This is a genomic window from Magnetospirillum sp. ME-1 (genome assembly GCF_002105535.1).
GTDB lineage: Bacteria > Pseudomonadota > Alphaproteobacteria > Rhodospirillales > Magnetospirillaceae > Phaeospirillum.
In genome coordinates this window covers 2856598-2882128 of record NZ_CP015848.1, presented here as the reverse complement: position 1 = coordinate 2882128, position 25531 = coordinate 2856598, and the positions used below count along the sequence as shown (strand labels likewise).

Genomic DNA, 25531 nt, shown 5'->3' with positions numbered 1-25531 from the left:
CCATGGCCCGCATCGTCATGACCGATGACGGCATCACCTTCGACGGCGCGACGCTGGAGGAACGGCCTCTGGGCGGCGCCGAGACCTCGTTCATCGAGATGGCCAACGCGCTCGCCGCGCGCGGCCACGACGTGCTGGTCTGCAACAAGTGCGAGGCGGAGAAGGTCCACCGGGGCGTCACCTGGCGGCCCTTGTCCCAGGGCGTGCCCGATCGCGCCGACCTCTACATCGCCAATCGCGGCGACAAGCTGATCCGCCTGTGCCCGGGCGCCCGGCGCACCATCTTCTGGATTCACAATCCCGCCGGCTACCTGATGAAGTGGCGCTATCAGTGGAAGCTGGCGTTGCGTCTGCCGGTGATCGTCTTTTCAGGGGCCAGCCACGCCTCCACCTATCCCTCCTATGCCATGGCCGGCGGGCGGGAAACCGTGGCTTACGGCCTCACCGACCTGTTCTGCCACGCGACGGAACGTGCCGAGCCGCCGCCGCCCCGGGTGGTCTTCACCTCCAATCCCATGCGCTCGCTCGACTGGCTGCTGGATCTGTGGGAGCGGCGCATCCGCCCGGCGGTGCCCAATGCCGAGCTGCACGTCTTCGCCGGCACCGCCACCTATGGCGCGGCGGGGGCGGCTAAGGCCGACCGCATGGGGGTGGTGCTGGACAAGGCCGCCGCCATGGCCGCCCAAGGCGTGATCCTGCGCGGCCCGGTGCCGAAGACCCAGCTGGTCGGCGAGTTGGCCGCCGCCCGTGCGCTGCTTTATCGCGGCGACATCGGCGAGACCTTCTGCTCGGCGGTGGCCGAAGCCCAGGCCATGGGCGTGCCCGCCGTGCTGCAAGACATCGCCTGCATGCGCGAGCGGGTGATCGAAGACGAAACCGGCTGGTGCGTGAAGGATGATGAAACCTTTGTGCGTCATGCTGTGGAGATTCTCACCGACGATGCGGTGTGGCGGCGCCTGCACCGGACCTGCCTGAAGCGGCAGCGGTCATGGGGCTGGGACCAGGCGGCGGCCGAGTTCGAGCGTATCGGAAGGCTGGGATAGTTCGGGACTACATGCCGCGGAATGCGGAAAGGGGACGTCATGAAGTATGACCGCAAGCGGGTTCTGGTCACCGGCGGCGCCGGTTTCCTCGGCTCCCACCTCTGCGAGCGGCTGCTGGCCGAAGGATGCGACGTACTGTGCGTCGATAACTTCTTCACCGGCACCAAGGCCAACATCGCCCATCTGCTCGACAATCCCTATTTCGAGATGATGCGCCACGACGTCACCTTTCCGCTGTACGTGGAGGTGGACGAGATCTTCAACCTGGCCTGCCCGGCGTCGCCCATCCACTACCAGCGCGATCCCGTCCAGACCACCAAGACCTCGGTACACGGCGCCATCAACATGCTGGGCCTGGCCAAGCGCGTGGGGGCAAAGATCTTCCAGTCCTCCACCTCCGAGGTCTATGGCGACCCGGACATCCATCCCCAGCCGGAAAGCTATCGCGGCAACGTCAATCCCATCGGCCCGCGGGCCTGCTACGACGAGGGCAAGCGCTGCGCCGAGACGCTGTTCTTCGATTACTGGCGCCAGCACAAGCTGCGCATCAAGGTGGCGCGCATCTTCAACACCTACGGTCCGCGCATGCATCCCGACGACGGCCGCGTGGTGTCCAACTTCATCATGCAGGCGCTTCAGGGCCAGCCCATCACCCTTTACGGCGACGGCAGCCAGACCCGCTCGTTCTGCTATGTGGACGACCTGATCGAGGGCTTCATCCGCCTGATGAACAGCCCCGACGACATCACCGGTCCCATCAACCTGGGCAACCCGCGCGAGATGACCATCCGCCAGCTGGCCGAACTGGTGGTCAAGATGACCGGCGCCAAGTCCGAGATCGTCTACAAGCCCCTGCCCGCCGACGATCCCCTGCAAAGGAAGCCGGACATCACCCAGGCCAAGGCGGTGCTGAACGATTGGGAACCCAAGGTGGTGCTGGAAGCCGGCCTGGAAAAGACCATCGCCTATTTCAAGGGCAAGATCGGCGGCTGAGGATCCCGGCCAGCACCTTTTCCAGGATGGCGGCCTGACCGTCCCAGCCAAAGGCGGCAAGCCGGTCGCGGTCGCCCTCGACCGGTTGCGACCGATGCTCCCAGGCAGCGCCTAGGGCGCGCGCCACCTCGTCCGGGGTGGAGCAGCCGGTGAAGACTCCCGCCGTCGCGCGCGCGATGCCCTCCGCCTCCGGCCCGTCGGGCGGCAGGCAGACAATGGGGCGACCGACGCACAGCAACTCGATCAGCTTGTGGTGAAAGCGGTCGTGGTCGCCGACGCAGCAATACAGGTTGGCGAAGGAGCGGCGCTGCAACGTCACCAGTTCATCCAGGGGCAGCTGCCCCCGGATATCAACAACACAGGGCAGATTCCGCGCCGCCTCGGCCACCGCCCGGTGATCGGCCCCGGCATAGGTGAAGATCGTGCCCGGCCGCACCGCGCCGGCGATGCCCGCCATCAGCGCCGCCAGAGTGTCGGCGGAATACGTGCTGCCCGAGAGCGTCAGCCGGTCCTCGGCCTCGCCCGTCGTGCTCTCGGCCAGCAGGGATCGGGATACGCCGCTGTAGACCACATGTCCCGGACACGAAAAGCGCGGCCGCATATGGTCGAGATACGAGCGGGCCAGCGCCGTCATGGCCGCCGCGTCGCCGAACCGCCGGGCCAGATACGAGCGGAACAGCGCCGGGATGAAGGCATCCCACTTGTCCTTGACGTCCATGACCCAGGGACAGCCGGCCAGGGCGGCCAGTTCGCGGGCGATGATCCAGGCGTCGGTGTTGCCGAACGTGCCCCACACCGCCTGGGGACGGAAGCGGCGGGCGAGAACCGGCAGCAGCGGTGCGGTTCCCAGGCTCCAATCGGGAAAGACTCCGCCGCGCCCCAGATACAGCCCGGCGATGAGGACGGCGCGGACCGGCCGGGGCAGACGGCCCTGGCGCAGGGACTCCAGCAACGGCAGCCGACAGGGGCGGGCCGAGACCATCAGCGGCGCGGTCCAGTCATGCCCCTCCAGCCTCGCCGCCAGGGATGCGGGCTCGTCGGGGGGCGCGGCACCGGCCATGGCCTCGGTCAGCAGCACCACCTGATGACCCCGCCCGGCCAGGGCGCGGGCGAATTCGCGCAGGCGGGTCGCCCCCACCAGGGGGGACTCGGGATGCAGGTGGTTGACCAGCGCCAGCCTCATGGCGACACCGCCGGCAGCCTGGGCCCGGCGGCGACGCGAGCGAGGAAATGGCGGCGCCAGCCCTCGATCATCAAGGGCCGCCACAGCACCCAGCCCAGATGGGTCTCGCCCGCCCGAAAGCGCCGCAGCGCCGAGCGCCACCAGCCGACGTTCCACCAGCCGGCGGCGGCGAAGGCGGGGTCTTCGATCACCCTTTCCGCCTCGTCGATCAGGCCTTGTCCGAACCACAGGTCCTGGGGCGGCAGGAATCCCTGCTTGTTCCAGCGGGTGCGCACCGGCTCGGGCAGGATTCCCTTCATGGCCTGGCGCAGCAGCCGCTTGGTCTGGGCCTCGCCCATCAGCAGCGCAGGGTCCAGGGACAGGGCGAACTCGGCGATACGGTGGTCGCAGAACGGCAGTCGCACCTCGCGCGAGTGCGCCATGGAATTGCGGTCGCCATAGCGCAGCAGCACCGGCAGATGGGTCTGGAACGAATCCCGGGCCAGCTCGGCCGCCAGGGGCGACCAGCCGGCGGGAACCGGCGGCGGGGCATTGGCCTCGGCCACCCGAAGGGCGAGATCGGGGGCAAGGCCGAACAGCAGGTCGCTGCCCTTGCCGCTCAGCCCCGCCAGCCAGTGGCGCAAACGGGGGGGCAGGGCCTTGGACAGGGCCTGGCGCGGGGTGTCGAGCGCGCCGGGATAGCGGGCGCGGATGGCCTCCTCCTCCGTGCTTCGTTCGGCTGCCGGCAATCCCGCCAGATAGCGGGCGAAATACTGCTCGTAACCGCCCAGCACCTCGTCGGCGCCCTGACCGTCCAGCAGCACGGTGACGCCGTTCTCCTTGGCCAGGCGGAAAACGCAGGACTGGGCGTACTGGCTGGCGCTGCCCACCGGCAGCTCGTTGGCCCACAGGAAGTCGGGCAGGTCGGCCAGCAGCCCGGCGGCCGTGGGCTCCACCTGATGGACGATGGCGCCCGCCGCCTCGGCCGTGTGGCGGGCGTACTCCCACTCGTCGGCCTTGGTGCCGGGAAAACGGCCGGTAAAGACGTGGTAGGGTGCGCCATCCCCCAGCAGGCGCCGGGCCAGCATGATGATCGAGCCGGAATCCAGCCCCCCCGACAGGCACGAGCCCACGGCAACGTCGGAGCGCAGCCGCAGCCGCACCGAATCGGTCAGCAGATCGCGCAAGCGCGCCGCCGCCTCGTCCATGCCGAGGCTGGAAAGACCCGGGTCGCGCTCCAGGCTCCAATAGCGGTCGATGCGCCAGTCCAGGGTTCCGAGGTCCAGCTCCAATCGCTCGCCCGGCAGCAGTTGGAGGATGGCGGGAAACAGGGTGGCGCGCTGGTCGTCCAGGCCGGTGGCGGGACGATGGGCGAAGCGCAGGAGCGGCAGCGGATCGAAATCAAGCCCCACCTCGTCCAGAGCCAGCAGCGCCTTGTATTCCGAGGCGAAGGCGAACAGGCCGGGACGAACCGCGAACAGGAAGGGCTTCTCGCCGAATCGGTCACGGGCGCAGACCAGAACCTTACGCCGTGCATCAAGGATGGCCAGGGCGAACATGCCGTTGAAGCGGGCGAAGCACTCGGTCCCCCAGCGCCCATAGGCGGCCAGGATCACCTCGGTATCGCTGTTGGTGCGGAACGCCTCACCCAGGGCGGCCAGCTCGGCCCGAAGCTCGAGAAAATTATAGATCTCGCCGTTGAAGACAGTGACCAGCCCGTCGCGCTCCATGGGCTGGTGCCCGGCGGCGGAGGTATCGAGGATGGACAGCCGCCGGTGGCCCAGCACGGCCTTGCCGTCGGCGGCAGACCACTGCCCCTGGTCGTCGGGACCGCGATGATCGATCCGATCCGTCATAACCGTCACGGCCCGGGGATTGACCGGCCGGTCGGCGACGATGCCCGCGATTCCGCACATCCCCTGGTTCCCCTTGCTGCCGGTCCGATGTACAGCAGCCCGACCCGGGCCGCAAGCGGCCACCATTTGCCCTGGACCCAACTATGGGGTAAGGGTTGCCCCATGAAGCGAGTCAAACCCTCCTCTCCGCGCGCCATCGCGGTCGATCTGTTGTCCATGGTGCTCGACAAGGGGCGCCTGCTTGACGAGGTGCTGGATGATCCCCGCCTGTCGCCGCTGGATGAGCGCGACCGGGGATTTGTCCGCATGCTGCTGGGCACCACTTTGCGGCGCCTGGGCCAGATCGATTCCCTGATCGAGCACTGCCTGGACAAGCCCATGCGGGCCGGCGCCGCCTGGGCCGAACATGCTCTGCGCCTTGGCATCTGCCAGCTGCTGTTCCTGGACGTGGCGCCCCACGCCGCCATTTCCACCACCGTCGATCTGGTCAAGGGCGGCACCCAGGCCGGTTTCGCCAAGCTCTTGAACGCCGTGCTGCGCCGACTGGACCGCGAGGGCCGCGACCTGATCGCCGCCCAGGACGCCGAACTGCTCAACACGCCCGAATGGCTGTGGCGCTCGTGGGCCAGAGCCTATGGCGAGGACATCGCACGGGCCATTGCCGCCGCCCATCTGGTCGAGGCGCCGGTTGACATCTCGGTCGCCGCAGATCCTGCCGCCTGGGCCGAGCGTTTGGAGGCGTCGATCCTGCCTACCGGCTCGCTGCGCCGGTCCGGCGGCGGCGCCGTAGTCGGGCTGCCGGGCTTCGACGAGGGCAAGTGGTGGGTGCAAGACGCCGCCGCCGCCCTGCCCGCCCGCCTGCTGGGCGATGTCCGCGGCCAAAGGGTGGCCGATTTGTGCGCCGCACCGGGCGGCAAGGCGCTGCAGCTGGCGGTGGCCGGGGCCAAGCTGACGGCGCTGGACCGCTCGGCAAAGCGGCTGAAGCGCTTCACCGACAACCTGCGCCGCCTGGGCCTGACTGCAAACGTGGTTGAGGCGGATGCCGGGGCATGGATTCCGCCTGAACCCTTCGACGCCGTCCTTTTGGACGCGCCCTGCTCGGCCACCGGCACGCTGCGCCGCCACCCCGACGTGGCGCGGCACAAAAACCCGGCCGAGGTGATGAAGCTGGCCGGGGTCCAGGCCCGCCTGCTGCGCGCCGCCCTGGGCATGCTCAAGCCCGGCGGCCTGCTGGTCTACTGCACCTGCTCGCTGGAGCCCGAGGAGGGGCCGGACCAGATCGCCGCCCTCCTGGCCGAAGGCGCACCGATCGAGCGCGTCGCCATCGGTGCCGAGGAGGTGGGCGGCATGGCCGAACTGATCACGCCCGAGGGCGATCTGCGCACCCTGCCCTGCCATCTCGGTGGACTGGGCGGCATGGATGCCTTCTTCGCCGCCAGGCTGCGGAAGGTCTGAGCCGTCATGCGCATCCTGTTCCTCACCGAGAATTACCCGCCCGAGACCAATGCCGCCGCCACGCGAGTGTCGGAGCGCGCCGCCTACTGGATCCGGGATGGGCACGAGGTCACGGTACTGACCTGCGCCCCCAACTTTCCCGGCGGCAAGCTGTTCCCCGGCTGGAAAAACCGCTGGCGGGACGTCTCGGACATGGGCGGCGTCCGGGTTGTCCGGGTCAAAACCTACATTGCCCCCAATGAAGGCTTCGCCAAGCGCATTCTGGATTTCGTCTCGTTCATGGTCATGGCGGTGGTCGCCGGCCTGTTCGAGAAGAAGCCCGACGTGGTCGTCTCCACCAGTCCGCAATTCTTCGCCGCCGTGGGCGGTTGGGCGCTGGCCGGAATGCGCGGCACCCCCTTCGTCTTCGAACTGGGCGATCTGTGGCCACGCTCCATCACCGCCGTGGGCGCCATGAAGGACAGCCTGGCCATCCGCTGGCTGGAAAAGCTGGAGCTGTTCCTCTATCGCCGCTCGGCGGCGGTGGTGGCGCTGACGCGGGCCTTCAAGGCCGACCTGATCGCCCGCGACATCCCGGCCGAAAAGATCGCCGTGGTGATCAACGGCGTCGACCTGCCCCGCTACGCGCCGCGGCCCAGGGACGAAGCGCTGGAGGCCGAATGGGGCCTGGGGGGAAAGTTCGTCATCGGTTATGTGGGAACCCACGGCATGGCCCACGGCCTGATCAACGTGCTGGACGCCGCCGAACGCCTGAAGGCGGATGATCGCATCCGCTTCCTGCTGGTGGGCAACGGTGCCGAGCGCCAGATGCTGATGGACGAGGCGGCGCGGCGCGGGCTGGCCAACGTGGTGTTCGGCCCGCCCCAGCCCAAGGACCGCATGCCCGCCGTGTGGTCTCTGTGCGACGTGGCGCTGATCCATCTGAAGGATTCCCCGGCCTTCGCCGAGGTGATCCCGTCCAAGATGTTCGAGGCCATGGGCATGGGCTTGCCGCTGTTGCTGGTGGCGCCAAGGGGCGAGGCGTCGCACATCGTCGAGGCCGACCGCGCCGGTCTGTTCGTACCGGCCGCCCAACCCGACCTCCTGGCCGAAGCGGCCCGCCGCCTGGAAAGCGACGAGGGGCTGCGCCGGCAACTGGCCGCCGACAGCCTGGCCGCCGCCGCCGCCCATACCCGCGAACGCCAGGCGGAACTGTTCATCCAGGCGCTGACCCTGGTGGTCGATGGCAAGGGTCCGACCGAAGCGGGACGGATCGAGGGTTAAGTCCTCAAGGCCAGGATTCGGGAACGCGGTTGCCGGGATAGGGGAACTGACGCACCGTCACCCACTCCGTCCCCTCTCTGCGCATCAGTTGGGCGGCGGTCTCCGGCAGCAGCCCAAGCCGGCTCTGGCCCGAGGCGACGAAAGCCCACTCGGCCTGCTGGCGCGCCAACCAGGCACGAGGCATTTCGGAATTGAAAGCCGATTGAAAAGAGTCCAGCCGGGCCCTTCCGCTCCATTCATAGGTGGCGAACATGGCGCTCACCCCGCTGCCGAAGGGGTCGATCACCACCGCCTTGGCCCCCGGGGGCATCAAGGTTGCGGCCTCGGCCAGCGAACGCCGCAGGAAAACTTTCATGGGATCGGCGTCAAAGCGAATTTGTGTCGCCAGGATCACGGGCCCCACGACCAGAAAGCCAACCACCCCCCAACCAGCAACCCCGGTCCAGGCAAATCGCCGGGCCAAATGACGAAGCAGCCGGGCACCGAGGATTGCTGCCGGCAGCATCAGCGCCAGACCGATATGGGTGTTGTAGCGCCAGAACGAGGCGGCATGCAGTGCCTCGTAATCTCCGAATACCGTCACATAGGTCATCAACAGGAACAGGTTGTAGCCGACGAACATCATGCCGGCCATGGCGCACAGACGGTCCAGCCGCCCCCGGTTCCGCACCAATCCCAGTAATCCCAACCCCACCATGACGAAACCCAGCAGGAAATGGCCGCCCTTGTTCACGGCGACGTCGAGCATGGCGAGCAGGATCTGGCCGATCTGGGCCACATGCCATTTTTCAAATGGCAGGAAGACCATTTCCTGTCCCTGGAGATAGCGTGACACGTGCCAGCGCCAGACCAGCAGGCATACAAGCGGCGGCGCCACCATGGCCAGCCAGTGCGGCCGCAGCAATCCACGCCATCCGTGGTTTCGCAGGGACAACACCATGGCTCCACCCAGAGCGCAGCCAAAGAGCGCGGCATTGCCGGGCTTGGCGGCCATCAAGGCCGCGGCGGCCAACCCGAAGCTCAGGGCTCTCGACCATGCCCCCTCTCTCTCGCCGTCATCGCCCGCGACCGATTCCCCGGTCAGCAGAAGGATGGACGCCATGAAGGCGGTCAGCACGTCAGCATAGGCCGAGAAGGCCAATTTGGCCACGAAGGTGGGCGAGGCCAGGGTCGCGGCCAGCGCGGCGATGGCGGCAACGGGCAGTGTGATCGTTCCCCCCCGCCGGTCCTCGTCGGCCAGATCCAGAAGCAGAGTGGCGAACAGCCCCAGCAGCAAGGTGTTGAGCAGGGCCGGCACCGCCTCGGAAAAGCCAGAAAGGCTCATGGCCGCCATACCGACCATGGGCCAGGCATAGGGATAGGCGGCGCAGCACGAATCCATGACCGGCACGCCGGGCCCGCCGGGCAGGACATGGTTGACGGCCAGGTAGCGGAAGGCATGCAGCCAATGACTGAATTCATCCCATTCCGACCCCTGCCGCCCCGATAGAAGCAACAGCAGCGGCAACAGCATCAGCAGCACGGGACCGCACAGCCGCCTCCAGGCGGACAGGTCGCGACGATCCCGCCAGGCCCGCACCACGGCAACGAGCAACAATGCCGCCAGGGCCAGACGCAGATCGAGACCGGCCACTCCCACCAGCGTTCCGATGGTGACGAATCCGCCCATGCCCGCGGCGAAAGCGACAGCCGGCGACTCTCGTCCGGAAACGACCCGTCCGGCCATGGCGATACCGGCGACGGCAAGCACCGAGGCCACGATGGCCACCGGTTCGATGGAAATCTGCGCCAGGGTGGCCGGCAGATTGTCGAACAGCTTGAATTGGCTCATGGAGTCCGTCCCTTGGTCATCAGCGCCGCGACCGCGTCGAGCACCTTGGCGGTGTCGAGGTCGAGCATCATGCAATCCGTATCGCGGTGGTCGAAGTCGGGCGCGTGACAAATGTCTTCGAAGCTGCGGGCTCCGCGTACCGAGGCGGTCCGGGGACCGCAGGGGCCGTAAAAGATTTCCGACGACGGGCCGAACAGGCCCAGGGTCGGCACACCTGCCGCCGCCGCCATGTGCATCAGCCCGGAATCGTTGCCGACAAAAAGGTCCGCCCGCCCGAGACAGGCGGCGGCGGCCGCCAGATCACAGGTTCCCACCAGATCGACCAGCCGTCCGGTGGGAATGGCCTCCAGCAGCACGCGCACCGATTCGCGCTCTCCCGGCCCACCGAACACCGCCACGCGGGAATCGGGCAGAAGGCCGCCCGGTGCGGTCAACCGCTCGGCCAGCTCGGCGAAACGCTCGGCCGGCCACTGCTTGGGCGCCCAATTGGCGGTGGGGCCCAGGGCCAGAACCGGCCCACCCGGAGGGATCAGACGCAAGGCCTCGGCCTGTCGGTCCGGGCTGGTCCACAACACCGGCAATTGCGGATCAATGCCAAGCGCCGAAGCCAGGTGAACGATGCGGTGCTTGGGCTCCCACGACGACTTCAGCACGCGGCGGCGCAGTGCCGGAATCGCCCAGCCCAGAGCCGAGCCGCGCAGATCCACCACCAGATGCCAGAGATGACCGCAGGTCGCCCGCCACAGGTCGAACCAATGACCGGCGCGCTTGCGCTTGGTCATGGGAATCACCCGCGTGACGTTGGGCGCCGCCTCGAACAGGCCGGCAGCGGCGGCACCGCAGGCCACGGTGATCCTGGCCCGAGGATAGGTGCGCGCCAGCCAGTCCAGCAATCCGGTGGACAGGACGGCATCGCCGATGCGGCTGGAGGTGATGAAGAGGATGCGCATGCGCCTACCTCTTTCCCGCCACTTCGCCCATGATGTCGATCATGCGGTCCACATGTCCGTCCCAGGTGAAGAAATTAACCACCCGCTCACGCCCCCTGGCGGTGAGGGCCGCCCGCAATTCCGGATCCTGGTCCAGCCGCCGCAGGCACTGGATCAGCGAATCCACCGACAACGGCTGGAAATAGAGGGCAGCGTCGCCGCAGACCTCGCGGTTGACCGGGGTATCGGCCACCACCACGGGCAGGCCGCATCCCATGGCCTCGACCATGGGGTGGCCGAAGGTCTCGGAGATCGAGGGGAAGACGAAAACGTCGTGCTCGCGGTAGAGGGCGGGCAGCGACTCATAGGGGCGGCGGCCCAGGGTGGCCTGTCCCCTCTCCAGCGCCTGGCTCATGATCAGGCGGTCGAAGTTCCCACCCTTGAAATCCTCGGTCTCCCGAATGTCCATGGTGATGGTGGCGTGGGATTCCATCCCGGCCGCCCGCAGCCCCTCCACCGCGCGGCAGACCAACTCCGGCTGCTTGTGGGGATAGTAGACCGAGACATAGATCAGACGCAGGCAACCGTCGGCGCGCCATGGCCGCATCGCCGCCGGTGACGGCGCGAAACTGTCGCTCATGGTGCCATAGGAATTGACGACCACCTTGCCATCCAGATCGGGAGCCCATCGCAGCAGCAGATCGCGCATGGCGGCGGTGGGCGTCACCACCCGGTCGCTGCACCGCGCCGAGGCCAGGATCAGGCGGCGGCGCACCTTGCGCTGCAAGGCGGCCTTCATACCCTGGGCCGGCGTGCAATTGGCCAGATAGAAGGGATCGAACAGACCGCCCTCGCGAACCAGCAGTACTTGCGGCACCGGGCAGGACAGCAGGCCGAAATTGGCCGAGGAGAACAGCACGTCGGGTTTCATCTCGGCCACCGTGCGGCGCCACAGCGTCTGTTCCCAGACGAAGCGGGTCATGGGCCGCAGATCGCTGGCCCAATGCCGCCAGACCCCTTGGCAATCGGCGGGAAAGCGCGAGGAAACGGCGATGGTGGCGTCGGCCTTGCGTTCGGAAAAGCTGCGGGCAAGGTTGCGGGTATAGGTGACGATGCCCCCCATGCGCGCCGAAATGGCGTTGACCAGAATCTTCATGCCCGCCCTCCACAGACGAAGGCCAGTGCCCGGTTCAGGCCAGCCACATCCGCTTCGAAATCCCACTGGCTCACCCGCGCCGACGCCGCCCGTCCCAAGGCTTCCGAACAATCCAGTGCGCCCTTCAGTGCCCGGGCCAGCGCCTGCCCATCCCCGGCGGGAAAGACCGCGCCGCACGCCTCGTCCACCAGATCACGCCCCGCCGCCACCTGATCGCTGACCACCACGGCGGTGCCGCAGGCCATGGCCTCGTTGACCGCCAGGCCCCAGGGCTCGCTCTCGGATGGCAGAACGAAGACGTCCGCCAGGGCGTAAAGACCAGGCAATTGCCCCTGGTTGCGAAATCCGGTGAAGATCATGCCGGGCTCGAACCCAGCCTCCAGTTCGGCCCGCATCTCGCCGTCGCCGACCATCAGAAGCACCGGCCTGGGCGGGTCCAGACGCCGCCAGGCATCGACCAGCAGGTCGGGACGCTTGCGACGCTGGAACTTGCCGGCGAACAGCACCACCTTGGTGCTCTCTGGGATACCCAGTTCGCGGCGCAGGCGGGAACGGTCCGCCTGGGCCGCCTGGGCGGCGAAGGCGGCGTTGTCCACGGCGTAGGGCATGGAAAAGATGCGCTCCGGCCCGATGCCGCGCGCCCGATAGTAATCGCGGTTGGCGCCGCCGATGGCGAGGAACGCGGTACAGCGGCGGAAGATCCAACCCAGATAGCGCCGCTTGAGCCAACGGCGAAGGCCGGAACCGTCGGGCATGGCCTGGTCCTGGTTTTCACCGCGCATCAGGACCGGACGGCCATAGACCTTTGCCAGGCCCAGCGCCTTGAGCAGCATGGGGGATTGCCAGCCATGCAGCCAGACGACGTCGGCGGCCCGAATCTCGGTAGCAAGGGAGGTCTCCGCCAGGGAGGTGCTGGCATAGCCGCCGCGCAATTCCACGTCCCAGCGGATTTTCCTGCCAAAGCCCTCGTCAAAATAGTCGCGGGTGGTATCGACCCGCTCGAACAGCACACGCAGATCGATTCCGGGCTCAGCGGCGACGCGGCGCAGCAGCGGCGCCTGATACTGGATGGGATGGCTGACCAGATAGAGCAGGCGGATCATAGCGCCCCACCCCGCCGGGCCTGGCGCAGAACCTCCGCCGTCCGGGCCCCGGTCTCCGCCCAGGAATAGCGGGCCGCCTGGCGCAGCGACTTTTGCTCCAGTTCGCCGCGCAGCGACGGATCGTCGAGAAGACGGACAATCGCCTGCGCCATGCCCTGTTCGTCCAGGGGATGGACGTACAGCACCGCATCACCCGCCACCTCCGGCATCGCGGCACTGTCGGAGCAGAGCACGGGGGCGCCGCAAGCAATGGCCTCGACCAGGGGATTGCCGAAGGTCTCCACCGTCGATGGGAAGATGAAGGCGGTACAGCGGCGGTAAAGCTCCAGCAGCCGGCCCGGCGGCTGCCCGCCCAGGAACTCCAGCGCATCGCCCACACCGCATTCGGCGGCCAGCCGCAGCAATTCCTGGTGATAGTCCAGGTCCACCAAGCGTCCCGCGATGATCAGGCGTACCTCGGGATGGCTTCGGCGCACCACGGCCATCGCCCGGATCAGGGTATGGAGATTCTTCTGCACATAAACGTCCGACACCACCAGCAATTCGTCGGGCCGACGCGATTGCGGCAGGTCGGCGGGCACGAAGCGGGCATCGACGCCATGATGAATGACGGTGGTCTTGCCCTTGAAAAGCGCCGGCATGCCGAATGCCAATGTGCGGCGGGCATAGTCGGACACGGCGATGGCGGCCCGGCAGCCCACCAGCGACACCAGGGTGGCGGCGGCCAGGGCAATCCAATAGGCCCATTTGGAAAGGCGGTATTCCCGCCGCACCACCGCCAATGAGTTGCGCAGCACGATCACCGGATTGGGAGCCAGCAGCGGCCCGTAATTGGCCAGCGAGAAGGTGACGTCAGCCCCCATCTCATAGGCCAGGATGGGCAGGGCCACCTGCTCCCAGGCCATCAGGCGGATGAAGCTGTTGGGAAAGTCCAGAAGATGGAGCCTGACGTTCTCAGGCGGGGTGCCGAACAGCTCGAACTGGTCGAGATGCAGGAAAAGATGCAACTCCAGCCCATCCGCCGCCGCCAGATGGGGCAGGATGTTGCGCAGATAGGTGACGCCACCGCCCGATTTGGCATGCAGCGCATTGATGATCACCCTGACCTTGCCTGACGAACCCCCCGGACGGGTCATGTCTCTTCCTACACCAGCGTCTCGATGATCCTGACCGCCGCCGGCAGGTCATCGACCACGTAGTCGGCCTTGGTGCCGTCCACGTGCTTGGCGCCGTGGCCGGTGCGGACCAAAAACGATTTTGCCCCGACGGCGTGGCCCAACTCCACGTCCACCTCCTTGTCGCCGATCATGAACGACCGGGCCGGATCGAAATGGTGGTCGGCCACCGCCTGCTCGACCATGCCCGGCAGTGGCTTTCGGCAGTCGCAATCATCGGCGGGACCGTGGGGGCAGATATAGAGGCCGTCGATGGCCGCGCCTTCGGCCTCCAACAAGGCGAACAGGCGGGTGTGGATCTCGTCCAGCCGGGCCAGGTCGAAATAGCCCCGGGCGATTCCCGACTGGTTGGTCACCACCACCACGCCGATATCAAGGCGGTTGAGCCGCCGGATGGCGGCCCCCACGCCGGGATAAAGCTCCAGCTGGTCGGGATCGGACAGATAATGCTTCTCGACGTTGATGGTGCCGTCGCGATCGATCAGCGCGAAACGCCGGGACGTCATTACCCGCTCTCCTTAATGCCGGAAGTGGCGCATGCCGGTGAACACCATGGCGAGGCCCTTCTCGTCGGCGGCGGCGATCACCTCGGCGTCGCGCATGGAACCGCCGGGCTGGATCACCGCCGTAGCTCCCGCCGCCGCCGCCGCCAGCAGGCCATCGGCGAAGGGGAAGAAGGCGTCGGACGCCACCACCGAACCGATGGTCTGGGGCTCGGCCAGGCCGGCGGCGGTGGCCGCCTCCTGGGCCTTCCAGGCGGCGATACGCGACGAATCCACCCGGCTCATCTGGCCCGCGCCGATGCCCACGGTGGCGCCGTCCTTGACGTAGATGATGGCGTTGGACTTGACGTGCTTGCAGATGCGGAAGGCGGTGAGCAGATCGGCCAGCTCGCGCTCGGTGGGCGCGCGCTTGGTCACCACCTTCAGGTCCGGCAGCATCACCCGGCCGTTGTCCTTGGTCTGGAACAGATAGCCGCCGGCCACCGGGCGCAGCGTCATGCCGGGCTCGGCCGGGTCGGGCATGCCGCCGGTGACCAGCAGGCGCAGGTTCTTCTTGGCGGCAAACACGGCGACGGCGTCCTCGTCGGCCTCGGGCGCGATCACCACCTCGGTGAACAGCTTGGCGATCTCCTCGGCGGTGACCTTGTCCAGGCGGCGGTTCATGGCGACGATGCCGCCGAAGGCCGAAACCGGGTCGCAGGCCAGCGCGCGCAGATAGGCGCTCTTCAGATCGGTACCCACCGACACGCCACAGGGATTGGCGTGCTTGATGATGGCGATGGCCGGCTCGTCGAACTCGGCGGCCAGTTCGAAGGCGGCGTCGGTGTCGTTCAGGTTGTTGTAGCTGAGCTCCTTGCCCTGGAGCTGCCTGGCCGTGGCCACGCCGGCGCGGGCCGAGCCGTTGGTGTAGAAGGCGGCGGCCTGGTGCGGGTTCTCGCCGTAACGCAGCGACTGCTTCAGTTCGCCGGCAACAACGACGCGGCGCGGGAAGGTGTCGCCCAGTTCACGAGAGAACCACTGGCTGATGGCCGCATCATAGGCGCCGGTCCGCGCATAGGCGGTGGCGGCCAGACGCTTGCGCAGCGCCAGCGTGGTGCCGCCCTTGTTGGCTTCCATCTCGGCCTGCACCACGGCGTAATCCTCGACGTCCACCACCACGGTGACCGAGTCGTGGTTCTTGGAGGCGGCGCGGATCATGGCGGGGCCGCCGATGTCGATGTTCTCGACGCAGGTCTCGTAATCGGCGCCCTTGGCCACCGTCTCCTCGAAAGGATAGAGGTTGACCACCAAGAGATCGATTTCCCTGATGCCATGGGCCGCCATGGCCTTCTCGTGCTCGGCGTTGCCGCGAATGCCCAACAGGCCGCCGTGCACCTTGGGATGCAGGGTCTTGACCCGGCCGTCCAGCATCTCGGGGAAGCCGGTGAAGTCCGACACGTCGATCACCGCCAGACCGGCATCGCGCATGGCCTTGGCGGTGCCGCCGGTGGACAGCAGCTCGACGCCTGACTTGGCTAGAAAGCGGGCGAATTCGATCAGGCCGGTCTTGTCGGAAACCGAGAGCAGGGCGCGGCGGACGGGGCGAATGTCGGACATGGAAGCAGTTCTCCGGGGGGCAGTTCAGTCTTGGGGGGCTGGGACGGGGGTATTGGGAGTGACGGTGTATTCGGGGACCACGCGGCATAGGGCAGCCAGCGCGCCGTCGGCATCATGATCGCGGCAGAGCCGGGCAAGGCCATCGATGGCGGCGCCCAGATCGGCGGCATCGGCGGAACGGGGCTCGGCGACCAGGATGCCCGGCATCTCCGTGGCAACGGTGGGCTCGGAGCCGTGGAACAATTCCTCGAACAGCTTCTCGCCAGGGCGCAGGCCGGTAAAGATGATCTTGACGTCCACATCGGGGCGCAGCCCGGCCAGACGGACCATCTGGCGGGCGAGATGGACGATCTTGACCGGCTCGCCCATGTCGAGAACGAAGATCTTGCCACGGTAGACGGGATGGCCGATTCCGAAGGCCGAGGCCTGCAGCACCAACTCCACCGCCTCGCGCACCGTCATGAAATAGCGGGTCATATCGGGGTGGGTGACGGTAATGGGGCCGCCCTCAGCCAGCTGCTTCTGAAACAGCGGCACAACCGATCCGGTGGAGCCCAGCACGTTGCCGAAGCGCACGGTGACGAAACGGGTGCCTCCCCGTTCACTTTCCGCCAGATCCAGGGCCTGTGCGTACATTTCGGCCACCCGCTTGGACGCCCCCATGACATTGGTGGGATTGACCGCCTTGTCGGTGGAGATCTGCACCATCAGGGAAACCCCGTTGGCACGGCAGGCATCGGCCACCAGACGGGTTCCGACGCAATTGGTCAGGATGCCCTCGTCGGGATTGTACTCCACCATGGGCACGTGCTTCAGGGCGGCGGCGTGAAACACCAGTTCCGGGCGGTGATGCGCCATGGCGCCGTTCACCCGCGCCGCATCGCGCACATCACCCAGCAGGGGGATCAGTTCCATGTCGGGCTGGCGGGTGGTGATTTCCTGGTCGATGGCGTAGAGATTGAACTCGCAGGCCTCGAACAGCACCAGCGAGGCTGGCCCGAAATCACTGATCTGGCGCACCAGTTCGCTGCCGATGGATCCACCGGCGCCGGTCACCAGGACGCGGCGGCCCTTGATCATGGCCTCCATGGCTGCCCGATCCAATACCGCCTGGGGCCGTCCCAAAAGGTCCTCGACGGCGATGGAGCGCATGGTGACCCGCTCCTCCACGCCGTCCTTCAACTCCATCAGGCGCGGAATGCGGGCCAAGGTCATGCCCAGGCGGTCGGCCTCGTCCAGCAACTGCCGCACCTCGGCCCCGTCCAGACGATGGTCGGTGATCACCAGACGCTGCGGCGCCTGCCCCTTCTGGCGCAGCGACGTCACCACGTCGGCCATCTCGTCGGTGGAGCCCAGAACGTCGATGCCGTGAATGTGGCGACCCACCCGCGCGCCCCGCGAACTCAGCAGCCCCACCGCCCGGTATTCGGCGTCGGGAGAGCGGGCGGCGCGCAGGAACAGCTCGGCCTCGTCGCCGGCCCCCACCAGCAACACCGGCACGCGGACATGGTCGCTTTCGGCGCGCTTGCGGCTCTGGCGGTGGTCCTTGAACATCCGGTAGACGAAACGCGGCCCGCCCAGCAAAGCCATCAGCACGAACCAGTTGATGAACAGAACCGAGCGCGGCAGCGATTGCAGCCGGCTGGTCAGGAACAGCAGCAGCAGGAACACCAGAATGGTCAGCGTCGCGGCGCGGGCCAGGGCCAGCATGTCGTTGACCGAGGCGTAACGCCAGACACCGCGGTACAGGCGCTGGGACAGGAAGACAGTCGCCGCCACCAAGCTGAACAGCGCCGTCGCGAGGCCCAGATCGAGGCGGTCCCACCAAATCCAGGCGTCGTCTCCAAGCCGCAGATACAGGGCCAGAACGAAAGACAGCGCGGCCATGAATACGTCGTGGAGGAACGCCAGCTGGGCTCGTGGAAGCGACGACGGTTTCATCAACTACATCTTCCTCGGAAACCCGGCGGATCAGTGGCCTGAAAGGCTCTGATTACGGGAGTGCGGCAATGCGGTCAAGTGCGACGGCCCCGCAGCCGCCCGTCAGTCGCCCGTAAGCCTCGACCGCTCTTCCACCATAATCGTCCCAGGACCAGCCGGCCTCCACCGCGCTTCGGGCGGCCTGTCCCATTCGCCGTCGCGACGCCGTATCGCCCACGATCAAATCCAGCGCATGCGTCAATGCCGCGATGTCGGCCGGGGGCACCACCAACCCGGCCTGACCCCGAGGGTCGGCGTCGGGCAGACCGGTGGCGCTGGACGCCACCACGGGCAGACCGGCGGCCATCGCCTGCAAAATCACCATGCCGAATCCCTCCTCCACCGAGGGAAGAACAAAGGCATCGGCACGGGCGTATTCTCCCGGCAGCGCCGCCCCCGGCAGCGGACCGCGAAGGACGACTCCGTCGGTGGCCAGACGCGCCAGAAGCGAGGCGAAGCCCGGCTCCACCGGCCCGACCAGATGCAGTTCGGCGGGCCGCTTCAAGGCCGCGAAAGCCCGAAGCAGTTCAGGAACCCCCTTGCGGACGCCCACCTGCCCGACAAACAGCAGCCGCAGCGGCCGGCCGGGCTCCTCGACCCTGGGGGTGGCGCGGAAGCGGTCGAGATCGACGCCGTAGGGATTGACCAAAAGACGCTCGGGCGCAAAACCCCGGGCCAGGAAGGTCTCGGCAGCATGGCTCGAACCCAGGGCGATCAGGTCGGCGGCGGCGTATTCCTCGCGCTCGCGCTCGACCAGCTCCTCGTCGGTCGGCGACCAGACCAGCCCCCAGCGGGCATGGGCCTCCGTCAGGACCGCGCATTGGTGATCCATATGGGTGGAGCCACGCTCAAGCACCGTCCTGATGCCGCGCCGCCGCGCCTCGGCCATGGCTTCCAGGCTGGCACCGCTCCAACTCACCAGAATGCGGCAATCGGGCAGGTGGCAGGCGGCAAAGCGAGCGAAGCGCCGGGCGATCACCGTGTCGGGACGGCCGGGAAGGCGCAGCAATGGCCATGCCCGCCGGACGGCCTCGAGCCAGGGAGCGGTGGCCAACGGGGTCTCGGCCGGCAGGAAACGCCGCACGGCGAAGCCGGGATAGGTGGTGATCAGCCGGGACAGCACATGCCGCCGGGACAGCTGCCCCGCCAAGTCAAAGCCGTGAAAGCGGCCATGGACGGCGACGGCGACGCTCATGGCGCGGCCCCCGGCCCAGCCCACATCCCTGCCCCCAAGCTTTTCGGACTCCGCATCACGCCGCCATTCCTCGGTCCCCGCCATTACGGGGCTTCACCCGCCGGATATGGGGATGTAGCTTACGGCGGGCCGCTCCTCAAGCCAAAGGCTATCCCATGACCCTTCCCCCGATCGGGTTGTCGATGCTGCGCCGCTTCGGACGGCAGCGATGGCTTCCGTTCGGCCTGCGCGACCGCATCCTGCGAAAGCTGGCCGATCCCGACTCCATGCCATCGACACCGTTCAACTGCGCCTTCTTCGGCCTGCGGTACCAGGGTGACCTGTCCTCGTTCATCGACTGGAGCGTTTATTTCTACGGCGTCTACGAGCTGGGCATCCTCTCCTTCCTGCGCGAGGCCACCCGCCAGGCCGGCCCCGGAGCGGTGGTTCTCGACATCGGCGCCAATGTGGGGCAGCACAGCCTCTTCCTGTCGGCCCACGCCGCCCGGATCCATGCCTTCGAGCCCTGGCAGCCGGCGCGTGACGCCATCCTGCGCAATATCGGAATCAACCGCATCGAGAACATCGAGGTGCATGAGGTCGGCCTGTCCGACCACGCCCACGACGCGGTCTACTACGCCCCGACCCTGGCCAATAAAGGGACCGGCAGCTTCCTCGCCGGCCACAACCTGTCCAACCGGGAAGCGGGCCGCCTTCCCCTGGTCGACGGCGATTCGTACCTTGCCGCCCGGGGAATTGACCGGGTCGACGTGATCAAGCTCGACGCCGAGGGGTTCGAGCCCCGCGTCCTGGCGGGGCTGGCCGGCACCATCGCCCGCTGCCGGCCGGTGATGGTCCTGGAGGAAAACGCGGCCAGCACCGATCCCATTGCCTTCGAGCGCCTGGGAGAAGGATGGGAAAGGTTCACCCTGGCCGGCGGACCCGAGCATTACCGCCTCGAGCCCTATCTCGCTCCCCGGGACGGCGCCACCGTCGTCCTGGCGCCCACGGAAAAAGCCCGGGCCTTACGGCCTGCGGGCTAGGCCGGCGTAGACCGGCCGGGCCGTCACCAGAAAGACCGCGGCGTAGGACAGCGACAAGGCCAGAGACAGCGCCTGGATGCCGCCGCCCGACGCCGCCCAGGCCAATCCGGCGCAGAACACCGCGTATTGCGCGGCGCGGGCGACCATGACGTGGCGGGTCAGCCGCCGCGACAGGCAATAGGCCCGGACCAGCTCGAACAGGCTGTAGAACAGGATCACCCCGGCCATGGCGGCCAGGACATGGGAGGCTTCCGCCCAATGGGCCCCGAACAGCAGCGGGACCAGTGGATCCGCGAACCACACCGCCAGCGCCGCTCCCGGGACCAGCGCGGCGGCGGTCCAGCCGCCGCCCCGCAACAGGACGGCACGGCGCTCGCCGTCGGTCTCCAGCCGGCTGAAGAGGTTGGCGAACATCCGGTTGACCACCGGCGACAGGAACTGGTGGGGCACCAGGGCGAGGCGCATGGCCTGGGAGAAGATGCCGGCGCCGTGGGCACCCCCCACCCAGCCGCTGCCCAGCACCACCAGCCGGGCGAATCCGCCCTCGACCAGTCCCTCGCCCCACAGATCGCCGGCTTCGCGAACCAGCCGGCGCCACTCGTCGGGGCGGACCCAGCGCCATCCGAACAGGCCGAGGGCGCCGACCCGCATCAGCAAACCGATGCGCACCAGGACGACGATCAGTTCGCGCAACGGCAGCGCCATGGCGCCCGCTCCGGCCAGGACCAGCCCGACCGAGGCGGCATGGCCCACCAGCAACGCTCCGGTATCGACCATCGCCATCTGGCGATAGGGCATGCCCCGCTCCCAGAACGACAGCGCCTGGTTGACCCACTGCCCCAGCGTCAGGGCCAAGACCAGAACCAGCGACAGCGTCGAGATCAGGCCGGCGGCGGCCAACCAGACCAGCGTCACCAGGCTGGCCAGCAGCGTCTCCCAGCACAGGGCGGAGTGATAGAGGACCCGCGTCGGACCGTCGAGCGCCTGTTCGCCGGCCCGGATGATCTGGGCGTTGAGGCGCAGCGACAACACCATCTGCACCAGGCCGCACCCGGCCAGCACCATGGCGAACTCGCCGAAATCCTCGGGGCGGAGCAGGCGCATCAGGACGATCTGCGCCCCGAAGGCGATCAGGGCCTGGACCACGCCGCCGCCGGCGAGAAACATGCCCCCCTTGACGATCTCGCCGAAGCGGGGGATGGCGCTCATTTTCCCCTCGCCATGTCGGCCAGGCCCTGGCTCAGGGTCTTGGGCGGCGCCCAGCCCAGGACCCGCCGGGTCTCGGAATCATCGACCTGCAACGAACCCAGCAGCCGTTCCACCGCCGCGCCGCGCCCGGTCAAGCGGCCCGCCAGACGCAGCAGGGCGGGCGGCACCGGCAGCAGCCGCGCCGGCCGTCCCAGGACGGCGGCCAGCCGGCGAACCAGTTCGGCAGAGGAGACATCCTCGCCGTCCGTGGCCAGCCAGATGCCGCCCGCCGCCCGTTCCGAGCGGGCGCACAGCGACAGCAGATTCACCAGATTGTCCATGCCCAGCAGGGAACGCTGGTTGCGCACCAGGCCGAAGGGCAAAGGGATGCCCTTGTCCACCGCCCGCATCAGGCTGCGTAGATTGCCCTTCACGCCGGGACCGTGAAGCAGCGGCGGACGCACCACCACCAGTTCAAGCCCGGACGCGACCGCGATGTCGGCCAAGCCCCGCTCGGCTTCCAGCTTGGACCGGCCATAGGCGTCCTCGGGCGCCGGCGGGTCGGCGGCGGTGAATCCCCGCCCGAACGTCGCCTCGCCGTTGACCTTGATGGAACTGACGAACACCAGGCGCCGCACTCCGGCCTCCACCGCCTGATGGGCGAGGCGCAGGCTGCCGTCGCGGTTGACGGCCATGAACGCCGCCTCGGGGTCGGCCTCGGTCTCGGTCATCACATGGGCGCGGTTGGCCAGATGGATGACAGTCTCCACCCCGGCCAGAGCCGGTAGCCAGTCCGTGCCGGGACCGATATCGCCCACGGCCACCATGCCTGGATCCGTCGAGCGACGGACGGCTCCCACCACCTCGTCACCCTGTTGGCGCAGGTGACGGATAAGGGCCGCTCCGACAAAGCCCGTCGCCCCGGTCACCAGAATCTTCATGCCGCGTCCCCCCGCGACCAGCGCTGCAACAGGCCAAGCAGGACCGCCACCGCCGTCACCGCGACCAGCGTCGCCGGAAGGACCAGCCCGCCGGTCGCCGCGATCGCCGCCAGAACCAGGACGGCGTTGCCGCCCAGAATGGCCAGGCTGACCTGGGCATGGTTGCGTCCGCCCTGGACGGCCCGCTGGTAGAAATGCTTGCGGTGGGGCTGCCAGATCTTTTCGCCGGCCAGGGCGCGGCGGCTGATGGTGATGGTGGCGTCGGCCAGATAATAGGCGGGCAGAATCAGCGCCGCCGCCAGCTGGCCCGCCGCCGCCAGCTGCACCAGCAGCCCGCCCAGCAGGAAGCCCAGGGGGATGGAGCCGGAATCGCCCAGAAAGATCCGCGCGGGATGCCAGTTCCATACCAGGAAGCCCAGCCCGGCGCAGGCGCAGATGGCCGCCGGCCCCGCCACCTGGGGCAGCGGCGCCACCACGACCAGCCCCAGGCCGATGGCGGCGGTCTCGATACCGGTGATGCCGTCGATACCGTCCATGAAATTGTAGAGATTGAGGAACCACAGCCAACCGAGCCCGGCGATCAGCCGATCTGCCCAAAGCGGCAGCCAACCCTGGAACACCAGGGATTCGGCGGGGATGACGGCCAGCCCCGCCGCCACGGCCAGACCGTGGACGGCGAAACGCGGAGCCGCCGGCAGGCTATGGCGGTCGTCCCACCACGACAGCGCCATCAGCAGGGCCGCCCCGGCCATCAGCGCCAGGTCCAGCCCCTGCCCCCCCCGGACCAGCGCCAGACCGCCCCAGGCCAGCAGAATGGCCGGGGTCACCGCCAGACCGCCGCCGCGCGGCGTCGGACTGGAATGGCTGGAACGCTCGTTGGGATGGTCGAGATAACGGCGATGCAGCAACCAGGCGATGGCGGCGCGGGTTCCGGCGACGCTCAGGCCGAAGGCGGCCAGACCGGCCAGCGCCGCCTCGATCATCCTTCCCCCGCCAGGAAGACGCGGCGGCCCTCGCGCAGGGAGTCCACCACCGCCAGGGTGGCCAGACTGGTCTCGATCTGCTCGGCCTCGTCCACCGGGGCGGGACCACCGGCCGCCACCGCCTGGACGAAAGCCTCGATTTCGGCGCGGTGGCCCTTGTCCTGGCCCAGCTTGGCCGATTCCGTCCGGGTGCGGCCATTCTCGGTGATGGACAGCGACAGGAAGTTGTCGATGGCCACCACGGTGCCGCCGGCGAAGCACTCGAAGCGCTCCTTGCTGAAGGCGGAATCGCCCTGGCCCGTGTAAATAAGGGTCGCCAGACTGCCGTCGGCGAAGGACAGCGCCGCCACCAGATCGTCGCCGCCGCCGCCCGCCGCCTCGGCCGTCACCGAGACGATGGGAGCGCCCACCAGGGCGCGGGCCAGATCGACGAAGTGGCAGCCCTCGCCCACCACGCGGCCGCCACCCTCCTCGGGGGCGTTGAGCCAGGCCTCGGGCGGTAGCGCCCCGGCATTGACCCTGAGCGACAGCACCTTGGGGCCGGGATGGCGGGCCAGGACCTCGCGCGCCTTCCGGGTCATGGGGGCGAAGCGGCGGTTGAAGCCCACCAGGAAGAACCCGTCCGAGTCCCGGCGGGCGGCGATCACCCTATTCAGCTGGTCCCGATCCACCGCCAGCGGCTTTTCCACCAGTACCGACTTGCCCGCCGCCAGGGCGCGGGCGGTCAGCTCGGCATGGCTGGCGTGACGGGTGGCGATCAGCACCGCGTTGATGGCGGGATCGGCCAGGATCTCCTCGGCGTCGGTGGTGGCCCGGCCGAACCCGAAAGCCGAGCGGGCATGGTCGGCGGTCATGCCCCGCGTGGTGGCGATGGCCGCCAGCTCCACCTGGGACAGACGCTTCAGTTCGGGCAACAGCACGGTGCGGGCGAAGGCGCCGGCGCCGATCACCCCCAGCACGCAGCGCCCGGCGGCGGCGCGCGGTGCGGCAAACGCCGGTGCGGCACGGTCGGCGGCGGCCTGCCGCTCATAGTGCAGCACCACGCCCAGGTGAGGCTCGGTCGCCTCGGTGACCAGGGCGTAGGCGTCCTCGGCCTTCTCGAAGGCGAAGCGATGGCTGATCAGCGGCGCGATCTCCAGGCGACGTCCGGCGGGGGCGGCCATCAGGCGCACCACCTCGGCCAGGTTGTCGCTTTCGGTCCAGCGCACGAAGCCCACCGGATACTTGACGCCGCGGCCCTCGAAATCCTCGTCATAGCGCCCCGGCCCATAGGAGCGCGACACCATCAGGGACAGCTCCTTCTTCATGAAGGCGGCATAGGGAAATTCGGTGCCGGTCTTGCCGGTCATCACCACCTTGGCCCGGTCGCGGGCGATCTCGGCGGCGGTCTCCAGCGGGCCGCTGGACTCGGTGGCGGCGCAGATCAGGATGGCGTCGCAGCCGATGCCGCCGGTGAGATGGGCCACCGCCTCGGGCAGGCCGGGCTCGGCCACGTTCCAGGCAAGTTCGGCCCCCAGGCGGGCCGCCAGGGCCAGACGGTCGGCATCGGTGTCCATGGCGATGACGCGGGCCCCTTGCAGGGCCAGGAACTGTACCGCCAGCTGGCCCACCAGGCCGACGCCGACCACGCAGACCACGTCGCCCAGGCCGACGCCCAGCGAACGCACCCCGTGCAGGGCGATGGAGCCCAGGGTGGCGAAGCAGGCGTGGTCGAAGGCCACGGCCTCGGGCAGCGGCACCGCCAGATTGCGCGGCACCACGTTCAGTTCGGAATGATTGGCCAGACCGGCCCCGGCCACCGCCACCCGCTGGCCCACATGGAAGCTGCCTTCCAGCCCGGCGCCCACCGCCACCACCTCACCGGCGGCGGAATAGCCCAAGGGCAAAGGCTCGTCCAGCCGGGCCATCACGGCGCGGAAGGTGGACATCAAACCGTCCCGCCGCGCCTTGTCCAGCACCTTGCGCACCAGATCGGGCCGCGCCTTGGCCTTGCCGGCCAGGCTCTTGCGGGCGAAATCCACCACCATGCGCTCGGTGCCGGCCGAAATCAGCGAGGCCCGCGTGGCGACCAGCAGCGATCCAGCGCGGACCTGGGGCTCGGGCACCTCCTTGAGGGCCAGCTTGCCGCTGCGCGCGCTCTGGATCACCTGCTTCATG

20 protein-coding genes are annotated in these 25531 nt (G+C 68.3%); 5 read left to right on the top strand and 15 right to left on the bottom strand.

Annotated elements, in window-relative coordinates:
* Window positions 1-2 precede the first annotated feature (2 nt).
* Window positions 3-1043 (top strand): glycosyltransferase, encoded by a 1041-nt coding sequence (locus WV31_RS13615; protein WP_085374078.1) that lies wholly within the window; start codon window positions 3-5, stop codon window positions 1041-1043.
* A gap of 39 nt (window positions 1044-1082) precedes the next feature.
* The gene (locus tag WV31_RS13610; protein WP_085374077.1) at window positions 1083-2036 is read left to right on the top strand and encodes a UDP-glucuronic acid decarboxylase family protein; all 954 of its coding nucleotides are present in this window, start codon (window positions 1083-1085) and stop codon (window positions 2034-2036) included.
* On the opposite strand, the gene WV31_RS13605 is transcribed toward WV31_RS13610, so the two are convergent.
* The gene (locus WV31_RS13605) at window positions 2014-3219 is read right to left on the bottom strand and encodes a glycosyltransferase (protein ID WP_085374076.1); all 1206 of its coding nucleotides are present in this window, start codon (window positions 3217-3219) and stop codon (window positions 2014-2016) included. The genes WV31_RS13610 and WV31_RS13605 overlap by 23 nt on opposite strands.
* A complete protein-coding gene (gene asnB / locus WV31_RS13600; RefSeq protein ID WP_168185948.1) occupies window positions 3216-5114 on the bottom strand; it encodes an asparagine synthase (glutamine-hydrolyzing) in 1899 nt (632 codons plus the stop codon). Before asnB ends, WV31_RS13605 begins: the two co-directional genes overlap by 4 nt.
* Before the next feature lie 102 nt (window positions 5115-5216).
* Between asnB and WV31_RS13595 the strand changes: the two genes are divergently transcribed.
* Entirely contained in the window at window positions 5217-6509 is a 1293-nt protein-coding gene (locus WV31_RS13595; RefSeq protein ID WP_085374074.1) for an RsmB/NOP family class I SAM-dependent RNA methyltransferase, read from the top strand.
* A gap of 6 nt (window positions 6510-6515) precedes the next feature.
* Entirely contained in the window at window positions 6516-7772 is a 1257-nt protein-coding gene (locus WV31_RS13590; protein WP_085374073.1) for a glycosyltransferase family 4 protein, read from the top strand.
* A 4-nt stretch (window positions 7773-7776) separates the two neighbouring features.
* Here WV31_RS13590 and WV31_RS13585 read toward each other — a convergent pair whose 3' ends face one another.
* The 9 genes from WV31_RS13585 to WV31_RS13545 are packed head-to-tail and all read right to left on the bottom strand — an operon-like array spanning window position 7777 to window position 19240.
* Window positions 7777-9603, bottom strand: coding sequence for a hypothetical protein (locus WV31_RS13585; RefSeq protein WP_085374072.1), 1827 nt, complete (start codon window positions 9601-9603; stop codon window positions 7777-7779).
* A complete protein-coding gene (locus WV31_RS13580; protein WP_085374071.1) occupies window positions 9600-10553 on the bottom strand; it encodes a glycosyltransferase family 9 protein in 954 nt (317 codons plus the stop codon). Before WV31_RS13580 ends, WV31_RS13585 begins: the two co-directional genes overlap by 4 nt.
* A gap of 4 nt (window positions 10554-10557) precedes the next feature.
* Window positions 10558-11688 (bottom strand): glycosyltransferase family 4 protein, encoded by a 1131-nt coding sequence (locus WV31_RS13575; RefSeq protein ID WP_085374070.1) that lies wholly within the window; start codon window positions 11686-11688, stop codon window positions 10558-10560.
* The gene (locus WV31_RS13570; protein ID WP_085374069.1) at window positions 11685-12791 is read right to left on the bottom strand and encodes a glycosyltransferase family 4 protein; all 1107 of its coding nucleotides are present in this window, start codon (window positions 12789-12791) and stop codon (window positions 11685-11687) included. Before WV31_RS13570 ends, WV31_RS13575 begins: the two co-directional genes overlap by 4 nt.
* Entirely contained in the window at window positions 12788-13927 is a 1140-nt protein-coding gene (locus WV31_RS13565; protein WP_237051294.1) for a glycosyltransferase family 4 protein, read from the bottom strand. The genes WV31_RS13570 and WV31_RS13565 overlap by 4 nt, the downstream gene beginning before the upstream one ends.
* A gap of 8 nt (window positions 13928-13935) precedes the next feature.
* The gene (locus tag WV31_RS13560) at window positions 13936-14472 is read right to left on the bottom strand and encodes a D-glycero-alpha-D-manno-heptose-1,7-bisphosphate 7-phosphatase (RefSeq protein ID WP_085374068.1); all 537 of its coding nucleotides are present in this window, start codon (window positions 14470-14472) and stop codon (window positions 13936-13938) included.
* 12 nt (window positions 14473-14484) lie between these two features.
* The gene (gene purH, locus WV31_RS13555) at window positions 14485-16065 is read right to left on the bottom strand and encodes a bifunctional phosphoribosylaminoimidazolecarboxamide formyltransferase/IMP cyclohydrolase (protein ID WP_085374067.1); all 1581 of its coding nucleotides are present in this window, start codon (window positions 16063-16065) and stop codon (window positions 14485-14487) included.
* Window positions 16066-16089: 24 nt separating this feature from the next.
* The gene (locus tag WV31_RS13550) at window positions 16090-18006 is read right to left on the bottom strand and encodes a polysaccharide biosynthesis protein (RefSeq protein ID WP_085374066.1); all 1917 of its coding nucleotides are present in this window, start codon (window positions 18004-18006) and stop codon (window positions 16090-16092) included.
* 52 nt (window positions 18007-18058) lie between these two features.
* Window positions 18059-19240, bottom strand: a complete 1182-nt coding sequence (locus WV31_RS13545) for a glycosyltransferase family 4 protein (RefSeq protein ID WP_168185947.1) — start codon at window positions 19238-19240, stop codon at window positions 18059-18061.
* 155 nt (window positions 19241-19395) lie between these two features.
* Between WV31_RS13545 and WV31_RS13540 the strand changes: the two genes are divergently transcribed.
* Window positions 19396-20262, top strand: a complete 867-nt coding sequence (locus WV31_RS13540) for an FkbM family methyltransferase (RefSeq protein WP_085374064.1) — start codon at window positions 19396-19398, stop codon at window positions 20260-20262.
* Here the strand turns inward: WV31_RS13540 and WV31_RS13535 are convergent.
* Genes WV31_RS13535 through WV31_RS13520 form a run of 4 tightly spaced genes read right to left on the bottom strand, consistent with a single transcriptional unit; the run spans window position 20245 to window position 25530 of the window.
* Complete coding sequence (locus tag WV31_RS13535) at window positions 20245-21471, bottom strand: oligosaccharide flippase family protein (RefSeq protein WP_085374063.1); 1227 nt, start codon at window positions 21469-21471, stop codon at window positions 20245-20247. The genes WV31_RS13540 and WV31_RS13535 overlap by 18 nt on opposite strands.
* Window positions 21468-22391: a UDP-glucose 4-epimerase family protein gene (locus WV31_RS13530; protein WP_085374062.1), complete on the bottom strand. Its 924-nt coding sequence runs from the start codon at window positions 22389-22391 to the stop codon at window positions 21468-21470. The genes WV31_RS13535 and WV31_RS13530 overlap by 4 nt, the downstream gene beginning before the upstream one ends.
* Window positions 22388-23374: an MraY family glycosyltransferase gene (locus tag WV31_RS13525; protein ID WP_145980871.1), complete on the bottom strand. Its 987-nt coding sequence runs from the start codon at window positions 23372-23374 to the stop codon at window positions 22388-22390. The genes WV31_RS13530 and WV31_RS13525 overlap by 4 nt, the downstream gene beginning before the upstream one ends.
* Window positions 23371-25530: a bi-domain-containing oxidoreductase gene (locus WV31_RS13520; RefSeq protein ID WP_085374061.1), complete on the bottom strand. Its 2160-nt coding sequence runs from the start codon at window positions 25528-25530 to the stop codon at window positions 23371-23373. Before WV31_RS13520 ends, WV31_RS13525 begins: the two co-directional genes overlap by 4 nt.
* Between the last annotated feature and the right edge of the window lies 1 nt (window position 25531).